This window comes from Flavobacterium sp. GNP008, from assembly GCF_056428965.1.
Genome location: NZ_JBWJVL010000001.1, coordinates 82,057 through 101,973, shown reverse-complemented (window position 1 = coordinate 101,973; position 19,917 = coordinate 82,057). Strand labels below are relative to the sequence as shown.

Sequence of the window (19,917 nt, the reverse complement as noted above, 5' to 3'; positions counted from 1 at the left end):
TGGTAATGAAATTAATACAAATTTATCAAAAAGATTACTTCAGCATGCAATTTTTTAGTGGAGTTCAGGAAATTATATTTGCAACTAGTCCGGATAAAGTGTGTAATCTGAAAAGTTGCTAAAAAACGGGGGAATGTTCTTAGATGGTTTCTTTCAAAATAGTATAAACCAATTCTTTAGTAGGTTTTTGATCTTTTAATTTCGTTCTCACCACCTCAAAAGTAACTTTGAAATCACATCCCAATTTATAGTTGCTGCAACCATAAGCGGTTTTTCCTTTCAAAACCGTTCCTTTTTGACATTTCGGACAGGCTAATTCGTCTGGAATGGCTTTCGCCTCCGTTTTCTTAGGTTCTAATTTGAGCTGGAAATTCTCATCAAACCGAAGCAAACCTTCCACAACACCGGAATCGGTTTTGAAATCTTTCAAGTTTACGGTAGATCCTTTTTGCAGCAATCGCAAGTATTGGTTCTCAGATATTTTTTTCTCCGCAAAAGTGTAGGGCAATAGAAACGTGCAACCTGCTTTGTAATCGCCACACCCATAAGAAGATTTTCCTTTGATGAGTGTCGCTTTTTTACATTTCGGACAGGATTCCGCCAAAATTCCTGCCGCTTTCTTTTTCTCAACTTTAGCCACTACTTTTTGAACGCTTCCTACATGCGAAATATTGGCGCATCTGGTTTCACTGCGTACTTCATAAACCAAGACTTCAACCATGCGCTTCATATTGTTGATAAACGCTGCGGCGGTAAAAGTTCCTTTTTCAATATCTTTCAACTGCTTTTCCCAGGAACCGGTAAGTTCAGCCGACTTGACCAAATCATTTTGAATGGTATCAATAAGCTGAATTCCTGTAGGCGTTGGCAAGACCTGTTTTTTGTTTCGAACGATGTATTGGCGTCTAAAAAGAGTCTCGATAATATTGGCTCGTGTGGATGGACGCCCAATACCGTTTTCTTTCATCAATTCGCGTAAATCTTCATCGTCAACTTGTTTGCCCGCGGTTTCCATGGCGCGCAATAAGGTTGCTTCCGTAAACTGGTTGGGTGGCTTAGTTTCCTTTTCTAAAAATGAGGGTTCGTGTGGTCCTTTTTCGCCTACAACAAAACTGGGTACTATATCGGCTTCTTTTTCTTTGGCATTCGGGTCTTCGAAGACTATTCGAAAGCCTTTTTTTAAGATTTCTTTTCCGGTGGTTTTGAAAGCTAAATCGGCGGCTTTCCCGATTACGGTGGTATTGGCTACCAAACAATCGTCATAAAACACCGCAATAAAACGCTTTGTAATTATATCATACACCTGTTGCTGATTGTATTGCAAATTGCTTTGAATCCCCGTTGGAATAATCGCATGGTGATCGGTTACTTTCTTGTCATTGAAAACTTTGGTCGATTTTTTAATCTTTTTTCCTAAAAGTGGTTGCGTCAATGCGGCATAATTGGTTAAATTTTGTAGAATGCCAGGCACTTTTGGATAAATATCATTCGGCAAAAACGTGGTGTCGACTCTGGGATACGTGACTACTTTTTGTTCGTACAAAGTTTGGACAATTTTAAGCGTTTCATCTGCCGTAAAGCCAAACTTGGTATTGCAATACACTTGTAAGCCTGTTAAATCAAACAGTTTAGGTGCAAACTCATTGCCATTCTTTTTTTCGACAGAAACTATTTCGAAATCACTTTCTTTGACTTTTTGGGCCAAAATTTCGCCATCTTCTTTCTTCAAAAAGCGTCCTTCCTCGTAACTAAAAAGCGTCTCTCGATATACCGTTTGCAACTCCCAATACGGTTGTGGTTTAAAATTTTCAATTTCCTTGAAGCGGTCCACGACCATGGCCAAGGTTGGGGTTTGTACCCTTCCGATAGACAATACTTGTTTGTATCCGCCATGTTTTACGGTGTACAAACGGGTGGCATTCATACCCAGCAACCAGTCGCCAATGGCTCTGGAAAATCCTGCGTAGTATAAATTATCGTAGTTGGCGGATGGTTTCAAGTTCTCAAAACCTTCTTTGATGGCTTCGGTGGTTAGGGATGAAATCCACAAGCGTTTTACTTCACCTTTGTACTGGGCTTCGTTCATCACCCAGCGCTGAATAAGTTCTCCCTCTTGCCCGGCATCCCCGCAGTTGATGACGAATTCCGCTTTGTCAAACAGGCTTTTTATGATTCTGAATTGCTTTTGAATACCCGAATTTTCGACCACTTTGGTTTCAAATTTCTCGGGAAGCATGGGCAGGTTGTTCAAATCCCAACTTTTCCAGTGGGGTTTGTAATCGTTCGGTTCTTTCAGGGTGCATAAATGGCCAAAGGTGTAGGTTACGGCATAGCCATTGCCTTCGTAATACCCATCGTGTTTGGTATTGGCTCCTAAAACGGATGCGATTTCGCGGGCTACACTTGGTTTTTCGGCAATACAGACCTTCATTTTCTCCTTCTAATTTAAGGGCGCAAATTAGGAATTTAGAAGTTGGTATTAAAAAGAAATCGGTAGGAGTTATGAACGGGTTTGATTTTTTTAGGAGCAGAACGAATGGTTTTTTTAGGTACGAACGGTCCTGCTGTCCGCTGTATCTCTGCGCTACGCTGCGAGGATGCCGCTTCCATTAGGGCTAATGATTTCGTTTCATTTTCATAATAACGAAAGCAAAAGATACTGTAGCTTGTTATTTATTTTCTCCCGGAATGTATTTGTGTGAGCCGTCACAGCTGGGCATTTTTTTAGACAATCCACAGGTACAATCGTTGATTCCTTTTCCGCCAAGAATACGCGGAATGTAATTTTCTATTCTCGTTTCCCGAGTTTTGGATTGTTTGGCAGCCGAAAAATACAAATTGTAGGCTCGTTGTCGTCCCGGTGTTAAGGCCTTAAAAGCAGTTTTTAAGTCGGGGTTTTTGGCTAAGGTATTTTGTAATTCTGCCACCAGTTCAAGTTCGGTATTGCTTTTGAAATTTACTTTCAATCCTGCTTTTTCTATCTCAATGGCTTCATAAATATAGGCTTTGATTATAGATTGCTGTGCTATGATTTCTTCCAAATGTGTAAACTTAAAAAAACGCATTGCCTGACTGTTTTCTCCAGGTTTGCAAAGAAAACCATTGCTGTCTTGAAGTAACGTTCCTTTAAAAAAGCTAAGCGCACAGGATTCTTTAAAACTGCCTATAATTACAACATTATGAGCCTGAAAACAGTAACATGGCGTACGCCACTTGAATTCTTCGGTCAGCCCGCAATCAAGCAGTAATAGGCGTAATTGCTCTATTTCGGGCTGCCATTTTTTGGCATTGTTTATAAAATCATCAACTTTGGAATTCATTGTATTAGATTTTAAAAAATAAAGAAGATTTTGGTTTTATAAAAGTATTAAAAAACCGCGTTGTAAACGTTATGATGGTGCTAAAAATTAAAATTGGCACTCGTTGCCGGAGCACCGTTGGGATTATCTTCATATTGTTCAATCATAAATTTATTTTCGATTTTCTGTAACTTGAGTCTTCCTTTACCCTGTTTTTAGGCTAGCGCGAGCGTCCCGCTCGTGAACACAATATTGTCTCGTGTTTACAACGAAAAACGAATGAATAGATGATTCTGATTACGTTCACGAGCGAGACGCTCGCGCCAGCGGGGGGATTCCTTTTTATTAGATTTTAATAATAAAGAAGGTTTCAGTTTTATAAAACTATTAAAAAACCGCGTTGTAATTTCTATGTTATATTTTAAAAACATCCAGTCTTTGTATCCATTGAATTTCTGACTCTACAAACGTAAGTCTGGTCTTTATTATTCGGTCCGATTTATCCCTAGGGTTTTTAGTGATAAATCTCGCCTTGGAATTATTAAAATCCAAAGTGTATTTTTCATCAAAGTCATCCTGTTTTTTGGAAGAGAAACTAATCACATTGTCTTTCGCAGTCCATTTTCCTTTTCCGTATTTATATACTTCAGGTGGAATTCCGTTTTTGATTTTAGAATAGGAATGAAATACAAATGTTCCATCTTGATGTAAGGTTAATTTATAGTCAATAAAATGATTTCCTTCTTTGCTAAAAGTGCGATTGTAATCACCAGCAAATGCATTCGATTGCGCGAATATGGTAATGTTGAACATTAAAAGTAAGGTGGTAAGTAGTAATTTCATCGGTTTGGTTTTTTAATGTTTTTATAACTTTCTGACTTGTTTTATCTGCCCTCGTTTATGGGCACTGAATGCAATTCTGCCTTTACTTTGTATTAGATAAAAAAAATGGATACGAAAAACCAAACCCATTTATATCATAGATTGAAACTATAAACGATTGTTTGAAATCAGTAAACTTTGTATCCATAACAAATGCTGGATTTGGTTAGAAACTTTTTTTACTATTTGGCTAATTTGATTTTGTTTAGAGTAAAATTCAAATTTGAAATATCAGCTGTAACCTCATTTATTCTTGAGTTTGTAAAATACAAGTAGTTGTTATATATACTAAATGTATCTGCCCATTTTATTTTATCGCCTTCTACCAAAGTGTGAATACTGCCATCTGGTTTTCGATACTGGATTTTATTGTTTTCTAAATCGGCAAAATATAAATTACCATTGTCGTCAAATAGCATGCCGTCCGGTGCGGCAGTTTTTGCCTCAAATCGAACGCTTTTTCCCATGCTTTTTTCATCTTCAGAGTCAAGCATATTTGTTGCAATTGAATAGAGGCTGTATCCTGTAAGGGCATGAAAATAAAGTCGGTCGTTTACAGTGTCTAAGGCTATTCCATCAGAATGAATGGTATTTTTCCATTTTTTGTCTCCAAATGTTAAAAAGTTTTGTTCGGCAGCTGTTGATTTGTGGTTGTCTAAAACTCTTCTGGAACGACCTGATTTAATGTCTATGATGACAATACCAGAGTTTCCTGAGTCAGTAAGATAGATTTTTTGAGTTTTTTTATCTATCCTAAGATCGTTGATATAAGAATTAGGGTGGTAGCTGTTTTTATCTAAAATATAGGTTTTAACTAATTTATCAGTTGTCAGATCAAAAACAAAAAGACGAGGCGCATCCAGTACATTTTCGAATAATTGGCTTCTGGTGTCTAAAACATACAATTGGTTTTCAAAGGCAACTACTGATTGCACTCCAACAAATTTGTTGGCCACAACTGGCTGTCCAATCTCCCAAGAATTCCAATTTTCATCCGGATAGCTTTCTTGAACGGTAGTATTTGTTATTTCCACGACTGAATCATCAACTCCTTTTTTCCATCTCGGAAAGTTTACAAAAATACGCCCGGCATCAGTAAGTGTGACTCCGGTAACTTGTTGCCCTTTGAACGCAGCAACTTCTATCACTTGATTTGCTGTGCTGTCAACTTGATGATTTTTAACTTCGGCCGTTTTTTTGCTAGTTGTTTCTTTACAAGAAACAAAGAATGTAACTATTGAAAATATAATAAGGATCTTTTTCATTTTAGATGGTTTTATTTGTGGGCAACTGAATTAAGGGATTGCGTGGAACGAAGCAATGCCACAAAGTTAGACTATTATTTTAGTTGATTCTCTTTGTGGGCACAGTTTGCAAAAACTGCGTTAATGATTGTGGATATCCGAGCGATAGGGTTAATCATATTTCGGGGAGAAGAGGATCTCTTCTTTAATGTTTGTTTTATTCGAAATTCTAATCTCTTTTAAACAAGCACCTTTTTCATCTTGGGTTTCACAGGATATTAAAACTTCGTCAATAAGTGTATCCTTTTTGTCCTTGGCAACAATTTTAGAAAGTTCTTTGTTCGTATAATAAAAATACTGGGTGCTGAAAGTTGTAAAATTATCCACTATTTTATCAATAGTTCCATCGGTATTATAATGATAAATGGCTTCGTTTTCTTTGTATTGTTTTTTAGTGTAACAGCTGATACGTTCACGGTGATTTGGTTTCCAACGTGTTTTACAGTAATAAGGTTCTCTATCTGGATACAATTCCACTTCAAACCATATTTTCTTTTTGGTTTCTTGCAATAGATTGCCTAGTGAATCGACAGTTTTGGAGTATTTAATGCGGCCATTTCTAGTAAAGATCATTTGCTTTTTGTGCAAAAGCTTTTTCTGATTATTTTCTACTACATATATTTCTTCGGTAGCCGATTTTATTCCTTCAGGCAGCTGTCGTTTCTGAATGTACTTTTTTGTTGTACATGATTGTACCGCTAAGAGTAAGATAATAAAAAATAAAACTTTCATAATCGTAAAGTTTAGTAGGCACTAAGTTACGAATTTTAAAAGATTTAAATATATAGTTTTCACGTTGCTAACGCTACGACTGTGCTCTAAATTAAAATTGACACTCGTTGCAAACGAGCGCTAGCGGTTTTTTTTGACTGTTTAAAATTCTTCTTCAATTAATTCTCTGTTTGCCATTGCGCCCGCTACTCCGCCCATTGCAATTGCGTATGATACTGAACGCATTAAACTTGTTATATCACCACATGCAAATATTCCTAGTTTACTTGTTTTTTGAAACGAGTCAATTTTTATGTAATTCTGTTCTGTCAGTTCGCAACCTAACTGTTTTGGTATTTCACAATGCTGTTCAAATTTCGGTCTAGTATATAATGCATTTATTCTTTCTGAAGTTTTATGGTGAAAAACGACATTTTGAATTTGTCCTGAGTTGTGTTCAAAGTGGTTTATTTCTGTTTCAATTATTTTTATGTGGTGCGTTTCTAATTTTATAGTTTGCTCTTTTGTCAATGTTGATTTTCCATTTGTAAAGATTGTTAAATCCTTTGTCCAGTTATTAATTAACTTGCCAATTTCAAATGCCATATCACCGTTTGCTAAGATTCCTGTTTTGTCGTTCTTATATTCGAAACCATGACAATATGGGCAATGAATAACCGAAATTCCCCAACATTCAGCAAATCCTTTTATATTTGGGATAATATCTTTTACTCCTGTCGCAAAAATTAATTTCTTTGCGGTGAATTTTTTATTAGTTTGAGTTGTTATTTCAAAACCGTTTGTAGCTTTTATTCCGCTTACTGCGATTCCATTGTAAAATTTTACGGTTTTGTATTTTTCAACTTGCTGTTTAGCAAGCGTTGAAATTTCTTTTGGCGTTTTTCCGTCTTGCGTTAAGAAGTTGTGTGAATGTGGCGTTTGAAGATTGCAAGGTTTTTCACTATCTATAATTAATACCTTTCTTAATGCTCTTCCTAATGCCATTCCTGCTGAAAGTCCTGCATAACTTCCGCCAACAATTATTACGTCAAATATATTACTATGTTTCATTTTACTAAATTTTGTAAATGCAATTATTGGAATTCTAATGCTTTGAAAGGCGCTGAGCCTTGCTTAGATAATAGTCTACGAGTCAATATATTTTATATAATTATATATATCTTCAAAGTAGCTGTAGTCGTTAAATTTATGTTCAACTTTGCCAGATTGCATTTTTCATCAAGATATTTTCAAGAGATAATAACTAATGTTTTTCAGGAAATGTGGCGTATTTGCTTCGTTATCAGATAACATTCCTTTTTTTTCAAGAGCGTTATTTGTCCCTCTATAGTTTTAGGTGTTTTGTTCGCTATATTGGTATAAAAAAAAAGACCAGAAGGCTGTTCTTACGGGAAGCGCTACTGGTACGATTAGAACAAATATATATACAGTTGTATTATTGTGCAAATTTTTTAACATTTATTAGGGCTTATCAACAACATCAAGGGTTTGTAATTTAACAAATGTTTGAATTATAAATAAATATAATGAAATTTTACTGAAAACCGTAAACGCTATCTTTTTAACAAAAATCCCCTAGCCCTGATAGCAGCGGAATCCTTTTTCTGGTCTCGTTTTTTTTACGAGACCAGAAAAAGATATAGCGAATAGCAGGAAACAGCTCCTGAAAAAAAAATGTGAAATTTGAAAGTCAAAATGTGTAATATTTAACTAAATGTGTGTAATATTTCACTAATTTTGCACTCCAAATAAAGGACTAAGAAAATGTTAGACAGACTTCAAATAGTAAAACAACGTTTCGATGAGATATCGGATTTGATCATTCAGCCGGATGTGATCTCGGATCAGAAGCGTTATGTGCAATTGAATCAAGAGTATAAAACTTTGAAAGCTTTGGCTGAAAAGCGCGATGAATACGTGCTTCTCATGGCAAATATGGATGAGGCAAACGAAATAATAGCGGATAACAGTGATGCAGACATGACCGAAATGGCCAAAATGCAACTGGATGAAGCCAAAGAAAGATTACCGGAACTGGAGGATGAAATCAAATTTATGTTGATTCCTAAAGATCCCGAAGATGCCAAAAATGTTATGGTGGAGATTCGTGCCGGAACAGGTGGGGATGAAGCGAGTATTTTTGCAGGGGATTTATTTCGTATGTATACGAAATATTGTGAAAACCGTGGTTGGAGGACTTCGGTTGTGGATATGAATGAAGGTACTTCGGGTGGATTTAAAGAGGTAATTTTTGAAGTGACCGGCGAAGATGTTTACGGAACCTTGAAGTTTGAGGCGGGTGTTCACCGTGTGCAACGGGTACCACAAACAGAAACGCAAGGTCGTGTACACACTTCGGCAGCAACTGTTATGGTATTGCCGGAAGCAGAAGAGTTTGATGTGCAGATTGATATGAATGATGTACGTGTGGATTTTTTCTGTTCGTCAGGACCAGGGGGACAATCCGTAAATACAACTAAATCAGCCGTTCGTTTGACGCATATTCCAACAGGATTAGTAGCGCAATGTCAGGATCAAAAATCACAACATAAAAACAAGGACAAGGCATTTGGCGTTTTGCGTTCCCGTTTATACGAACAAGAATTAGCCAAAAAACAAGCTGAGGATGCCACCAAACGTACTTCTCAGGTAAGTTCTGGTGACCGTTCTGCTAAAATCCGTACGTATAATTATGCACAAGGTCGTGTAACGGATCACCGTGTTGGATTGACATTATACGATTTAGGAAACATCATGAATGGTGACATTCAGAAAATTGTTGACGAATTAGCATTAGTCAACAACATGGAAAAATTGAAAGAAGCAAGCGAAGTTTTCTAAAAAATAGAAGCAAGAATAAAAGTAAAAAGACCATGCGAATAATGAGCATGGTCTTTTTTTATGAATCAAAAACAAACCGATTCTCTTTTATGGATTGGTAAGGTTTGCTGTCTCTAGTTTCGTTTTGCGTTGAAGAATTGAATTTCTCAAAGCTTCATATTTAGCAGTGGCAGGATTAATTTCGGAGTCAAAAACGGTAGTGTCCTCTAATCTGTCAATTTTTGTATTTAGTTGATCCGATTTTTTTTCAAAATATTTTTCAATAGTATTCCATTTGGTAAGCGCATCTATGGAGCTTATATTCGCTACAGAATCAATGAAGCGGATATAATTATTTGTGGCTATTTCAGCTTTTTTTTCATTTTCACTTTTACATGAAGTAACAGTTATTGCTATTGAAAGAATACCTAATAGCGGCATTAAATTTTTCATTTTTATTAGATTATAATTGGAATCCGTTAGCCAGTTTTAAGGGCATCTTCTTGAATTATTAATTGCAATTGGCCTTTTAAACACACACACACACGCACACAGGTTATTGTATGGTTTTATCTCGAAATTGTTGATTTATTCATGTTTTTTAAATTATCCAAGTTTGTTTTTTCATCATTTAAAAGCTCTTTTGAATTTCCTACTAATTGGCGATAGTTATTTTTGTGTTGAGTCTTATTTTGAGAAATTTTATCCGACAATCTACCAGCACAATCTTTAAGTATATCTTTAAAACCGATGCCTTTATTTGCTATTATTTTTCTTGTTTCACTTCCTTTTGCTGGAGCTAATAATACCCCTAAAACGGTTCCTACTAATATACCACTCAGTATTCCTACTGCTAAATTGTTGTTTTTCATAATCATGGTTTCAAAAATTAAAGTTTTATCCTTTTATCACTTTTAGTAAAATTGCTATTACGGCTAGTATTAATAAAATATGAATGATGTTACTCACACTATAAATGAAAAATCCTAGGGCCCAAAGTAGCACTAACACTACTGCGAATATGTATAATAAATTTTGCATAATTTGGTTGTATTTTTTAGTAGCCTCGATTCTTAAAATGCTATTTTAATATTTCAACAATATGTAGCGAGCTTTAAGAAATATTCTTTCTTTTTCTATATTTTCAAATCGATAATTTTATCAGACGTTTATTTGAAAGCGATTAAATTTTAATGCTGTTCCGGCGATTAAGCTTTACTAAAATTCCGCTACATTATCTTTTTTGATATAATCTACCAAAACGAATAATTCATACTAAGGTCTTTTTTGTTATTTTGAATCCAAAAGAAATCTTCCATTTTCCATAAAGAGAACCTTTGAATACAGATGTACTAGAATGACGATTAATCTAAATTTTTACCGTTGCATGATTTTTTAGATAAATTGCTACAAAATAGCACTAAAAAGACTGTTATTGCTTGTATCGCGTTTTTCGTTATGACGCTTTCACAATTTAGTTTTGATTTCACAAAGGTGCAAAGTCACTCTTCATGGTTTGTTACATTAATCCCTAAAATTGTTACAGAATTTAACGATGCATTTTTTCATGCTAAATCAAATCGAATGTTTTGAAAGTTATTACAGTAATGTGAAGAATACCAATTTTTTATAAAACAATTGCACTTAAATTTTATAAGTAGTGCTCTGTGAGAAATATCGTTGCAGATTCAAAAGACTTTGGTTCTAACCAATCAGTATTTTAGTACTTGCAGTGAAATTGTTTTTGAAAAAGAAAAGCAAAAAAATACTATACTTTAAAAGTAAATTTTATAATATATAAGTATTTGTAGAAAGGGAATTGTTTAAAGATACAGAGACTATAAAAACATATGATTAAAAAGAACAACAGTAAACTCTTTTAAACTTTTTGAAAGTTTCCTCAAGCAACAGGAAGATAAATGATAAATGTAGCACCTTCATTCAGCACTCCAGTTGCAACTATAAATCCCTTATGATTTTCCACTATTTTTTTACAAATGGCAAGGCCAATTCCTGTTCCTTCATACTCGTTTTTGTTGTGAAGTCTATTAAAAAGTATGAAAATTTTCTTTGCGTAAACTTGTTCAAAACCAATCCCGTTATCTTTAACAGTAATTTTAAAGTAGTGTTTGTCATTATGGGGTAATAATTCCTCTTCATTGGCAGAGATTATAGAACAATTAATTGTGATAATTGGATTACGGTTCTCTTTACTGTATTTTAAAGAATTACCAATTAAATTAATGAACAGCTGTTGGATTTGGAACGGAATTACTTTTAAAGTTGGCAATTCATTACATTCTATAATTGCCTTTTTTTCTTCAATAATTTGCGCTAATTCTTGTTTTGCATTTTCAAATAAGTAATTTAGATTAGAGTCTTCAAAAATTTTTTCTGTTTTATTTGCCCTTGAGAATTGTAATAAATCGTGAATAAGAATTCGCATTCTGTTAGCAGATGATTGAATGCTTGCTATATATTGTTGTCCGGATTGAGATAAATTAGGATAATCTTTGCTGATTAATCGGGAAAGAAAAGTTTCAATTTTGCGCAAAGGTTCTTGCAAATCGTGACTTGCTATGTAATTAAATGCAGTTAATTCCTTATTGTTATTTTCTAATTCTCTGTTTCTTTCCTCAATAAGATTTTTAGCATAGACTTCCTCCGTCACATCACTAGTGGTTCCAATAAAGGTTCTGTTTCCGGAGGAAATATTTACAATTCGTCCCAATCCTCTAAAATACCGGATCTCACCATTTTTTCGTATCACTCTGTAGGTAAAAGGCGGAAGGTCATTATCAATAAAAATTCTGTTTGTATTCTGGATCACAAATTCTAAATCATCAGGATGAATAAAATTTAAAAACTGCTCTAAATTAGCTTCAAAAGATTGTGGCTCACAACCCAGAAGTCTGTATTCATTATCGGAGAAGCTATAGGTGTTGTTTTCTAAATTTAATTGCCAACTACCAAAGCCACCTACTATTTCTGCAAGATTATTGGCTTCATTGGCAAGAGAAAGTGTGTTGATAGTTTTTCTAAGAAGCACTAAATCCTTACTCATTTTAATAAAAGCAATGGTTATTAAAATTAAGGTAACTAATAGAGTTAAATAAATCAGTAGAGGAGTATAATTCATAGTTGATTCATAATCCTTTTGCCTATTATTCAAAAGATTTTTTTGGGTGATAATCATATCTTCTATTTTTAGCCGAATAGAATCCATAGTTTCTTTACCAACGATCAAATTATTCTTAAATAATTTTTCATCAGAAATCCCAAGTTCGGTTAGATATAATGTTTTTGAAAGATAGTTTTGTTTTTTATTAATAAAATACAATAGCTTTTTTAAATTACTTTGTTGTGTTCTACTATTTGCCGTAAGAATTGAAATTTTTTTATAGGAAGTTCTGACTAACGTTTTTGAATTATCATAAGGAGTTAGGAAACTCTTATCTTTTGTTAAAATATACCCTCTTTGTCCGGTTTCAGCATCTTTTATGTAAGACATCAGCCGTTCAAGTTCTGCATTGACTTCATGACTATTACTGACCCAGGTAGACGATTTCTTTAAAACCGTAATGTGTTTAAAAGTAATACCACCAATAAAAAATATAATAGCTACAGAAATTATAAAAATTATTTTCAGAAAAAGCGGTGATTTATGAAGTTGAATAAATTTCATTTTACATTCTCATTAAAAAATTATCTTTGTTTAATCCAGAGGTGTGGTATTGCCAATTTATGGTAACAATATCGGAAAGGATTTTCTTTAAAGTATCAAAATCATTTGGTTTTTTAATGTAAATATTCGCGCCATTAATGAAGGTCTCTTCAATGTGTTCTTCAGACGATGAGGTTGAATATATGGCTATTGCAATATCATTTAGTTTCTCATTTTTTTTGATTTCCAATAAACATTCAACACCATTCTTTTTTGGCATATTTAAGTCTAGGAAAAGTACATTTGGTAAAATGGATTCAGAATTATTCAAATAATTCATCAACTCTACACCATCATTAAAAGTATTGACTTTAGTGTTTATTTTGAGTTCGCCAAAAGCATCTGTAAAAAATAACCTGTCGTCTTCGTCATCATCTGCTAGGCAGATGTTTATATAATCGTTAGTCATAATGTTAGTGTTTAGCTGTTATTTTTAGTTGCTAATTCTCGTCGTTTAATAATAATCCTCTGAAAAGCAGAGGGAGTCATTCCTGTAGTATGTTTAAATTGGGTACTTAAATGGGCAACACTGGAATAATTTAATTGGATGGAAATTTCAGTTAAATTAAGAGGAGTATTTATCATTAATTGTTTTGCTAATTCTATTTTTTGAATAATAATAAAATGTTCAATAGAAGTATAGGTAACTTCTGAGAAAATATTAGACAAATAGGCATAACTCAAGTTCAACTTGTCGGCTATATATACGGAACTTTTTATATTTAATGGTTTTTCATTGTTGACCATTTCAATTATTGAGTCTTTTATTTTCTGAACTAATACACTTTTTTGATTTTCAACTATTTCTATACCATATTCTTTGAAAACACAGGTGATTTCCTCAATCTTTCCCGAAGGTACTTTTTCTGAAAAATTTAATTCGCTAAACCCTATCATATTAAATTTATATCCCAATTCAGATAGTTTTTCCTGAATGATTTTCTTTGTCATTTGAGCATAATCAAACTTTAAATATACTTTCATATAAACTTTTGTTTAATAGTAAAGATATAAAAAGGTTGCTTTTAAATTCAGTTTTGAAAACCATATATTCTAATTTTTGGAATTGAACTAGGTATTTGTGCCTTATTTTTAATTAATCATAAATCACTATTACTTGATTTTAAAGGTATTATTAAGATTTAAAAATCTTGTAGTTTTTGTTTTCTCCAATCAAAATTTTTAATTTAATTATTCAACAATCGTTAAATTTGTGTTTTTTTTAACATTTAAAGCCTGATTTTGTTTCTTTTTTTAGGAATAGGAACACAAATAGTAACAATTGGTATTGCATGGCGGGTGTATTTAACCCTCGATTTTTAGGAATGTGTTTGCTTAATTTGTTTCTTTTTTTAGAGAAAAAAATAGGCGTACATGATTTTTTTATAAGTAGAAGCAATAATTGATTTTTAAATAATCGAGTAAGTTTGAATTTTATCCCTGCATTATAATTAATATTGATTGTATGTTTGTAATTTTGCCACACAACTATATAATAATGACAACACAAGAACTTATTGAACAAATTCAACAAAAAAAATCATTCCTATGTATAGGACTAGATGTTGATTTAAATAAAATTCCACAGCATTTACTAGTGTTGGAAGATCCAATTTTTGAATTTAATAAAGCTGTAATCGATGCGACCAATGATTTAGCGGTGGCTTACAAACCCAATATTGCTTTCTATGAAGCTCACGGAATAAAAGGATGGTTGTCCCTTCAAAAAACTATTCATTACCTCAATGAAAAGTATCCTGAAATTTTTACTATTGCTGATGCTAAACGTGGAGATATTGGGAATACGTCTTCCATGTATGCCAAAGCTTTTTTTGAAGATTTGGATTTTGACAGTGTTACTGTTGCGCCATATATGGGAAAAGATTCTGTGGAGCCCTTTCTAGCGTTCGAAAATAAACATACGATTATGCTGGCTTTGACTTCTAATGAAGGAGCGTTTGATTTTCAGACTTTAAATGTAAACGGAAAAGAATTGTACAAACAAGTGTTAGAAACCTCTAAAACTTGGAAAAATAGTGAAAATCTCATGTATGTTGTTGGGGCTACTAAAGCCGAATATTTCATTGAAATTCGTAAAATTGTCCCTGACAGTTTCTTACTAGTTCCGGGTGTTGGTGCGCAAGGCGGAAGTTTGTCCGAAGTTTGTAAATATGGCATGAATGCCAATGTTGGATTGCTTATTAATTCTTCCAGAGCGATTATTTATGCTTCAAATGGAGCCGATTTTGCTGAAAAAGCGAGAGAAGAAGCATTGAATATGCAACAAGAAATGGAAGTAATTTTAAACGATATTTAACCGAATTAATTTTACATTGCCTGTGGGGAAGCATTAGTGGGCTTCTTTTATATGGTTTGAATTTTATTTACGTGCCGTTACTAATATAATAGAGCCTTGCTGTTTAAGGTTTAAACAAAATTATGAAATCATTTGTTGACCAACTTGGAACTCCGCATTTTTTCGAAACTTCACCTAAACGTATAATCTCGCTCGTTCCTTCACAGACAGAATTACTGTATGATTTAGGTTTGGAGGATCGAATTGTTGGGATTACTAAATTCTGTGTGCATCCGTATCATTTAAAATCGACTAAGAAAATCGTTGGTGGAACCAAAAAGGTTCATTTCGAGAAAATTAGATTGTTACAACCGGACATTATCATTTGCAATAAAGAGGAAAATACGGAAGAAATTGTTGCTGAGCTGAGTAAAATTTGTCCGGTTTGGGTGACGAATATTGTCACCATTGAAGATAATTTTAAAATGATTACCGATTTTGGTCAGCTATTCAATTGTAGAACTGAAGCCCAGAAATGGAACGACAAATTGGCTTTTGCCTTGAGCGATTTTAAAAAATTTATCAAAGACATACCGGTTAAAAAAGCAGCGTATTTCATTTGGAAAAACCCTTTTATGGTCGCGGGGTCTGATAACTTTATCAATGAATTACTGAAACTAAACCACTTTCAGAATATCTACGAAAATAATCCTCAAACTATGGGACGTTATCCTGAAATAGAACTAAAAAAAATACGCTTAGAAGGCGATCCGGATTTGGTTTTTCTTTCTTCGGAGCCTTATCCTTTCAAAGAGGAAGATGCATTCGAAATAGGAAGACATACACATCACGCAAAAACGGTGTTTGTTGACGGGGAAATGTTTTCTTGGTATGGAAGCAGGCTATTGAAAGCGTTTGATTATTTTAAAAAAATGCATCAAAAACTATAATTCACATTCCTCTAAAATCAATTCTTCTGTTGGTAAGTAAGAATTGATAGCCTTCTTTTCGATTTTAAAATTTTGCTCGGAGAGTTTTTGGTATTCTCTTTTAAGCTTTTCTATTTCACTTTTCTCTTTCAATAATCCTTTCATGGGTGTAATTTTTTTGCAAATTTACGTTTTACAAGTATAAAACAAGCAATATTATTTGTTAAGATTGGGATTTAAAATTAAAGTTCTATTTTTACCAAAAAAATACGTGATTAATTACACCATTTACGAAAATAAAAACAGTGATCAATGGGTGACTTTTGTTCATGGTGCTGGGGGTAGTTCTTCAATTTGGTTTAAGCAAATACGTGATTTTAAGAAACAGCACAATGTTCTATTATTGGATTTACGCGGTCACGGGGAATCAAAACCTACATTGAAAACGGCTTTCAAACAAAAATATACCTTTTCGGCTTTAGCCAATGATATTCTAGAGGTCTTAGATTTTCTAAAAATTAAAAAATCACATTTTGTAGGGATTTCTTTGGGTACCATACTCATCAGACAATTAGCAGAAATGTATCCGGAACGCGTGCAAAGCATGATTCTGGGGGGCGCAATCCTAAAAATGAATTTCCGTTCTCAGGTATTGATGCGATTGGGAAACATGTTTAAATATGTACTCCCTTATTTGGTTTTATATAAATTTTTTGCGTTTGTCATTATGCCTAAAAAAAGTCACAAGCAATCTCGTGTCCTTTTTATTAATGAGGCTAAGAAGTTATACCAGAAAGAATTTATTAAATGGTTTAAACTCACTGCCGAAATTAATCCGGTTCTCAAATGGTTTCGTCAGGTCGAATTAAATATTCCTACGCTTTATGTAATGGGTGAAGAAGATTATATGTTTTTACCATCGGTTCAGAAAGTAGTAGAGAATCACTATAAATCATCTAAACTCTTCGTAATAGAAAAATGTGGGCATGTAGTAAATGTGGAGCAACCTAATGCTTTCAATGATGCAGTTCTTTCTTTTATAAATACAGCTAAATAAAAAATGCCTGCATTATAAAATGCAGGCAATTCTTTAACTAACCAAAACCAAAATAATAAATAACCAGTTTATTACTCTGCAAAGATCACCCATAAGGGAATGTTTTGCTGTTAAGATTTTGTTATTACTTTGTTGTACATAAGTTAAGTTTTATAACTTTATTTCTAGAGCATTTCTTTAAGGATTTTGACGCCATCTGAGGCTATAGAATTTCTGCGGGTTTAAAGAACCATTAGAAATTTATAGTGATTTAGCTGTTGGCTGTTTAGGTGTATTTGTTAAAAAGATAAATTACTTTATTTGAACACGATGAATATTCTCGAACTGGAACTATTTACGGATAGCATTACTGAAACGGAGTTATTTTATAACAACGCCATCGGGTTGAAAACTATTTCTAAAACCAATTCGAGTGTTTCATTTGCCGCTGGTTCCACAAAACTAACTTTCCGGTCTTCTGAGAATTTAAAACCGGTATATCATTTTGCTTTCGATATACCTAATAATAAGTTGCTGGAAGCTTTTGCCTGGACGGAAAAGAAAACAGAAATTCTAGAGGTCATTCCACCGGAAAAAATTGCCGATTTCTACAATTGGAATGCCAAGTCTTTTTATTTTTATGACAATAATGGAAATGTTTTAGAATTTATTGCTCGTTTTAGTTTGGACAATGGATCAGAAGAAGCCTTTAGCGGATTATCAGTTCTATCCGTAAGCGAAATAGGTTTTGTTTCTCAAAATATTGCAGAACTCTGCGACGAAATTTGTGAAAAATATGATCTTTCATTATTTTCAAAACAGCCCAAATTAGATAAATTCATCGTTTTAGGAACTGATACGGGACTTTTTATTCTGGTGGAAGAAAACCGGGATTGGTATCCAACGCATCAAAAAGCAAAATCATTCTGGACAAAAGTAGTATTTGACAATAATGGGAAAACGAAGGAGATTGAGGTTTCAGCTTAAAAAAATACTCACTTTTGGTGCGCTTTTTTTATAGTAGTCCTTATCGAGATTATGGCTCCCTTTTCTTTATAGATAATGGGGAGGGAATTCTATAAAAACACTACTGTTTTATTATTATACACCATAGTTTTTCGTTCCGAATGCAATTTTATCGCTCTAGCCAAAACCATGCGTTCCAGATCACGTCCTTTCATAATAAAATCTTCAATAGAATGGCTGTGTGAAACTCGGGCGATATCCTGCTCGATAATCGGACCTTCATCTAATCCTTCTGTTACATAATGACTGGTGGCACCAATGATTTTTACGCCGCGTTTAAAAGCAGAATGATACGGTTTTGCTCCCGGAAATGCAGGGAGAAAAGAATGATGAATATTGATAATTTGATTCTTGTATTGCGCAATCAAATTGGGTGTGATAATTTGCATGTAGCGTGCCAATACAATGAAGTCTATATTGTATTCTTTTAATAAATCTAACTGTTTTTGTTCGCCTTCGACTTTTATATCTTTCGTGAAAGGAACATAATGAAACGGAATAGAAAAACGTTCCGCCACTGCTTTAAGATTCTCATGGTTGCTAATGATCAAAGGAATTTCAAGAGGTAATTCGCCAGCGCTGTAGCGTCCTAAAATATCATACAAACAATGGTCGTATTTAGAAACAAATAAAGCCATTTTTGGTTTTTCGTTTTGGGTATACATTTCCCACGACATATTGAAAGGAGCAGCTAACTTAGCTTGAAAATCAGTTTTAATAGCTTCAATGTTCCAATTATTGGTACTGAATTCACATTCTAAACGCATGAAAAATACATTTTCATCGGCATCTACATGTTGGTCGAGATAAATTATATTACCATCAATAGAGGCAATATAATTCGTAACGGAAGCAATAATTGCTTTTTGATCTTTGCAATGGATTAGGATTGTAATTTTTTGCATTTGCGTTTTGGTTTCAGCTTTGTTTTTTAGTGTGATCAGTGTTTACAGAATTAGCATATTTATTTTTATAAAAAAGCTGGATTGGGCTGTTTTGTGGTTAAAAAAAACAACCCAATTTCAATTTATTTGTTGTCCTGCATTGCAAAAACCTTTTGTAATAATACAGATGTTCTGGCACTAAAATTGGTTCTGATGTTTTTTTCTTCAACCGCAACCATCTTAAAAACACCATTTAACGCTTGATTGGTCACATAATCCGTCAAATCAGGATTTACTTTATTCACTAAAGGAATGCTGTTGTATTTTGTAATAATGTTCGTCCAAACTTTATCGGCACCCACTTTAGTAAATGAATTTTTAATCACAGGGTTGAATTTCCCGTACAAAGCGGTCGAAGTGCTGTTCTGTAAATAATTAGTAGCCGAACTTTCATTTCCCATCAAAATCGATTTGGCATCCATGAAAGTCATATTTCTAACGGCGTCTACAAATATTGGAGTCGCTTCCTTCACCGCATCTTCAGCAGCACGGTTTAATACTTTTAAACCTTCATCAGCCAATGAACTAAGTCCTATTCTTCTTAAACCAGCGTCTACTTTTCTCAATTCTTCTGGCAGTAAAATTTTAACAGCTTCATTTCTGAAAAAACCATCGGTGGCTGTCAATTTGGTTACTTGTTTTGAAATTCCATTATTCAATGCTTCCTTCAATCCGCCAGCAATATCAACACCGCCAATTCCTTGCGTTTGTGGAAATTGATTCAAAACTTGTTGCATTTCGGCACAACTAGAAAGCGAAATTGCTACCGCAAAAATTAAAATTTTCTTCATCATAATTATTTTATTAGTTTACTTCGTGTGTTTGCCCTTTGGCTTTTGTAAAAATACTACTTATTCAAAAACAAAGCCAACTATTCTTTAGGAGCACAAACTTTAGTTTGTTAATCACGTTTTGTCCCGCTTTT

20 protein-coding genes are annotated in these 19,917 nt (G+C 33.7%); 5 read left to right on the top strand and 15 right to left on the bottom strand.

Features of this window, described 5'->3' with window-relative positions; all coding sequences use genetic code 11:
* Positions 1–139: 139 nt before the first annotated feature.
* The 6 genes from AC0608_RS00510 to AC0608_RS00485 form a co-directional block, all read right to left on the bottom strand.
* On the bottom strand, positions 140–2,431 hold the full coding sequence (locus AC0608_RS00510) for a DNA topoisomerase 3 (protein WP_478287748.1): 2,292 nt from the start codon (positions 2,429–2,431) through the stop codon (positions 140–142).
* 238 nt (positions 2,432–2,669) lie between these two features.
* Positions 2,670–3,320: a YdeI/OmpD-associated family protein gene (locus AC0608_RS00505; protein WP_478287747.1), complete on the bottom strand. Its 651-nt coding sequence runs from the start codon at positions 3,318–3,320 to the stop codon at positions 2,670–2,672.
* 393 nt (positions 3,321–3,713) lie between these two features.
* Positions 3,714–4,142, bottom strand: a complete 429-nt coding sequence (locus tag AC0608_RS00500) for a hypothetical protein (RefSeq protein WP_478287746.1) — start codon at positions 4,140–4,142, stop codon at positions 3,714–3,716.
* A gap of 221 nt (positions 4,143–4,363) precedes the next feature.
* A complete protein-coding gene (locus AC0608_RS00495) occupies positions 4,364–5,446 on the bottom strand; it encodes an L-dopachrome tautomerase-related protein (RefSeq protein ID WP_478287745.1) in 1,083 nt (360 codons plus the stop codon).
* A gap of 150 nt (positions 5,447–5,596) precedes the next feature.
* A complete protein-coding gene (locus AC0608_RS00490) occupies positions 5,597–6,217 on the bottom strand; it encodes a hypothetical protein (protein ID WP_478287744.1) in 621 nt (206 codons plus the stop codon).
* Between the two features lie 141 nt (positions 6,218–6,358).
* Positions 6,359–7,267, bottom strand: a complete 909-nt coding sequence (locus AC0608_RS00485; RefSeq protein WP_478287743.1) for an NAD(P)/FAD-dependent oxidoreductase — start codon at positions 7,265–7,267, stop codon at positions 6,359–6,361.
* A 714-nt stretch (positions 7,268–7,981) separates the two neighbouring features.
* Between AC0608_RS00485 and prfA the strand changes: the two genes are divergently transcribed.
* Positions 7,982–9,058, top strand: a complete 1,077-nt coding sequence (gene prfA / locus AC0608_RS00480) for a peptide chain release factor 1 (protein ID WP_417960739.1) — start codon at positions 7,982–7,984, stop codon at positions 9,056–9,058.
* 87 nt (positions 9,059–9,145) lie between these two features.
* Here the strand turns inward: prfA and AC0608_RS00475 are convergent, their stop codons facing one another.
* The 6 genes from AC0608_RS00475 to AC0608_RS00450 all read right to left on the bottom strand — a co-directional run bounded on the left by AC0608_RS00475 (position 9,146) and on the right by AC0608_RS00450 (position 13,745).
* Positions 9,146–9,490: a hypothetical protein gene (locus AC0608_RS00475; protein ID WP_417960737.1), complete on the bottom strand. Its 345-nt coding sequence runs from the start codon at positions 9,488–9,490 to the stop codon at positions 9,146–9,148.
* 116 nt (positions 9,491–9,606) lie between these two features.
* Positions 9,607–9,909, bottom strand: coding sequence for a YtxH domain-containing protein (locus AC0608_RS00470; RefSeq protein ID WP_478287742.1), 303 nt, complete (start codon positions 9,907–9,909; stop codon positions 9,607–9,609).
* A gap of 25 nt (positions 9,910–9,934) precedes the next feature.
* Positions 9,935–10,078 (bottom strand): lmo0937 family membrane protein, encoded by a 144-nt coding sequence (locus tag AC0608_RS00465; RefSeq protein ID WP_417960733.1) that lies wholly within the window; start codon positions 10,076–10,078, stop codon positions 9,935–9,937.
* An 859-nt stretch (positions 10,079–10,937) separates the two neighbouring features.
* The gene (locus AC0608_RS00460) at positions 10,938–12,722 is read right to left on the bottom strand and encodes a sensor histidine kinase (protein WP_417960731.1); all 1,785 of its coding nucleotides are present in this window, start codon (positions 12,720–12,722) and stop codon (positions 10,938–10,940) included.
* Between the two features lies 1 nt (position 12,723).
* Positions 12,724–13,170, bottom strand: a complete 447-nt coding sequence (locus AC0608_RS00455; RefSeq protein ID WP_417960729.1) for a response regulator — start codon at positions 13,168–13,170, stop codon at positions 12,724–12,726.
* Positions 13,171–13,181: 11 nt separating this feature from the next.
* Positions 13,182–13,745 (bottom strand): helix-turn-helix domain-containing protein, encoded by a 564-nt coding sequence (locus AC0608_RS00450; protein ID WP_478287741.1) that lies wholly within the window; start codon positions 13,743–13,745, stop codon positions 13,182–13,184.
* 514 nt (positions 13,746–14,259) lie between these two features.
* Between AC0608_RS00450 and pyrF the strand changes: the two genes are divergently transcribed.
* Together pyrF and AC0608_RS00440 are read left to right on the top strand one after the other, a co-directional pair.
* Positions 14,260–15,078: an orotidine-5'-phosphate decarboxylase gene (gene pyrF / locus AC0608_RS00445; RefSeq protein WP_478287740.1), complete on the top strand. Its 819-nt coding sequence runs from the start codon at positions 14,260–14,262 to the stop codon at positions 15,076–15,078.
* Positions 15,079–15,200: 122 nt separating this feature from the next.
* Entirely contained in the window at positions 15,201–16,007 is an 807-nt protein-coding gene (locus AC0608_RS00440; protein ID WP_417960723.1) for an ABC transporter substrate-binding protein, read from the top strand.
* On the opposite strand, the gene AC0608_RS00435 is transcribed toward AC0608_RS00440, so the two are convergent.
* Entirely contained in the window at positions 16,002–16,151 is a 150-nt protein-coding gene (locus AC0608_RS00435; RefSeq protein ID WP_417960721.1) for a hypothetical protein, read from the bottom strand. The genes AC0608_RS00440 and AC0608_RS00435 overlap by 6 nt on opposite strands.
* Positions 16,152–16,257: 106 nt before the next feature.
* On the opposite strand from AC0608_RS00435, the gene AC0608_RS00430 reads away from it, so the two are divergent.
* Together AC0608_RS00430 and AC0608_RS00425 are read left to right on the top strand one after the other, a co-directional pair.
* Entirely contained in the window at positions 16,258–17,043 is a 786-nt protein-coding gene (locus AC0608_RS00430) for an alpha/beta fold hydrolase (RefSeq protein ID WP_417960719.1), read from the top strand.
* Positions 17,044–17,352: 309 nt separating this feature from the next.
* Positions 17,353–18,009, top strand: coding sequence for a VOC family protein (locus AC0608_RS00425; RefSeq protein ID WP_478287739.1), 657 nt, complete (start codon positions 17,353–17,355; stop codon positions 18,007–18,009).
* A gap of 89 nt (positions 18,010–18,098) precedes the next feature.
* Here AC0608_RS00425 and purU read toward each other — a convergent pair whose 3' ends face one another.
* Together purU and AC0608_RS00415 are read right to left on the bottom strand one after the other, a co-directional pair.
* Positions 18,099–18,953, bottom strand: a complete 855-nt coding sequence (gene purU / locus AC0608_RS00420) for a formyltetrahydrofolate deformylase (protein WP_417960715.1) — start codon at positions 18,951–18,953, stop codon at positions 18,099–18,101.
* A gap of 122 nt (positions 18,954–19,075) precedes the next feature.
* Positions 19,076–19,783 (bottom strand): DUF4197 domain-containing protein, encoded by a 708-nt coding sequence (locus AC0608_RS00415; RefSeq protein ID WP_417990355.1) that lies wholly within the window; start codon positions 19,781–19,783, stop codon positions 19,076–19,078.
* Positions 19,784–19,917: the final 134 nt, after the last annotated feature.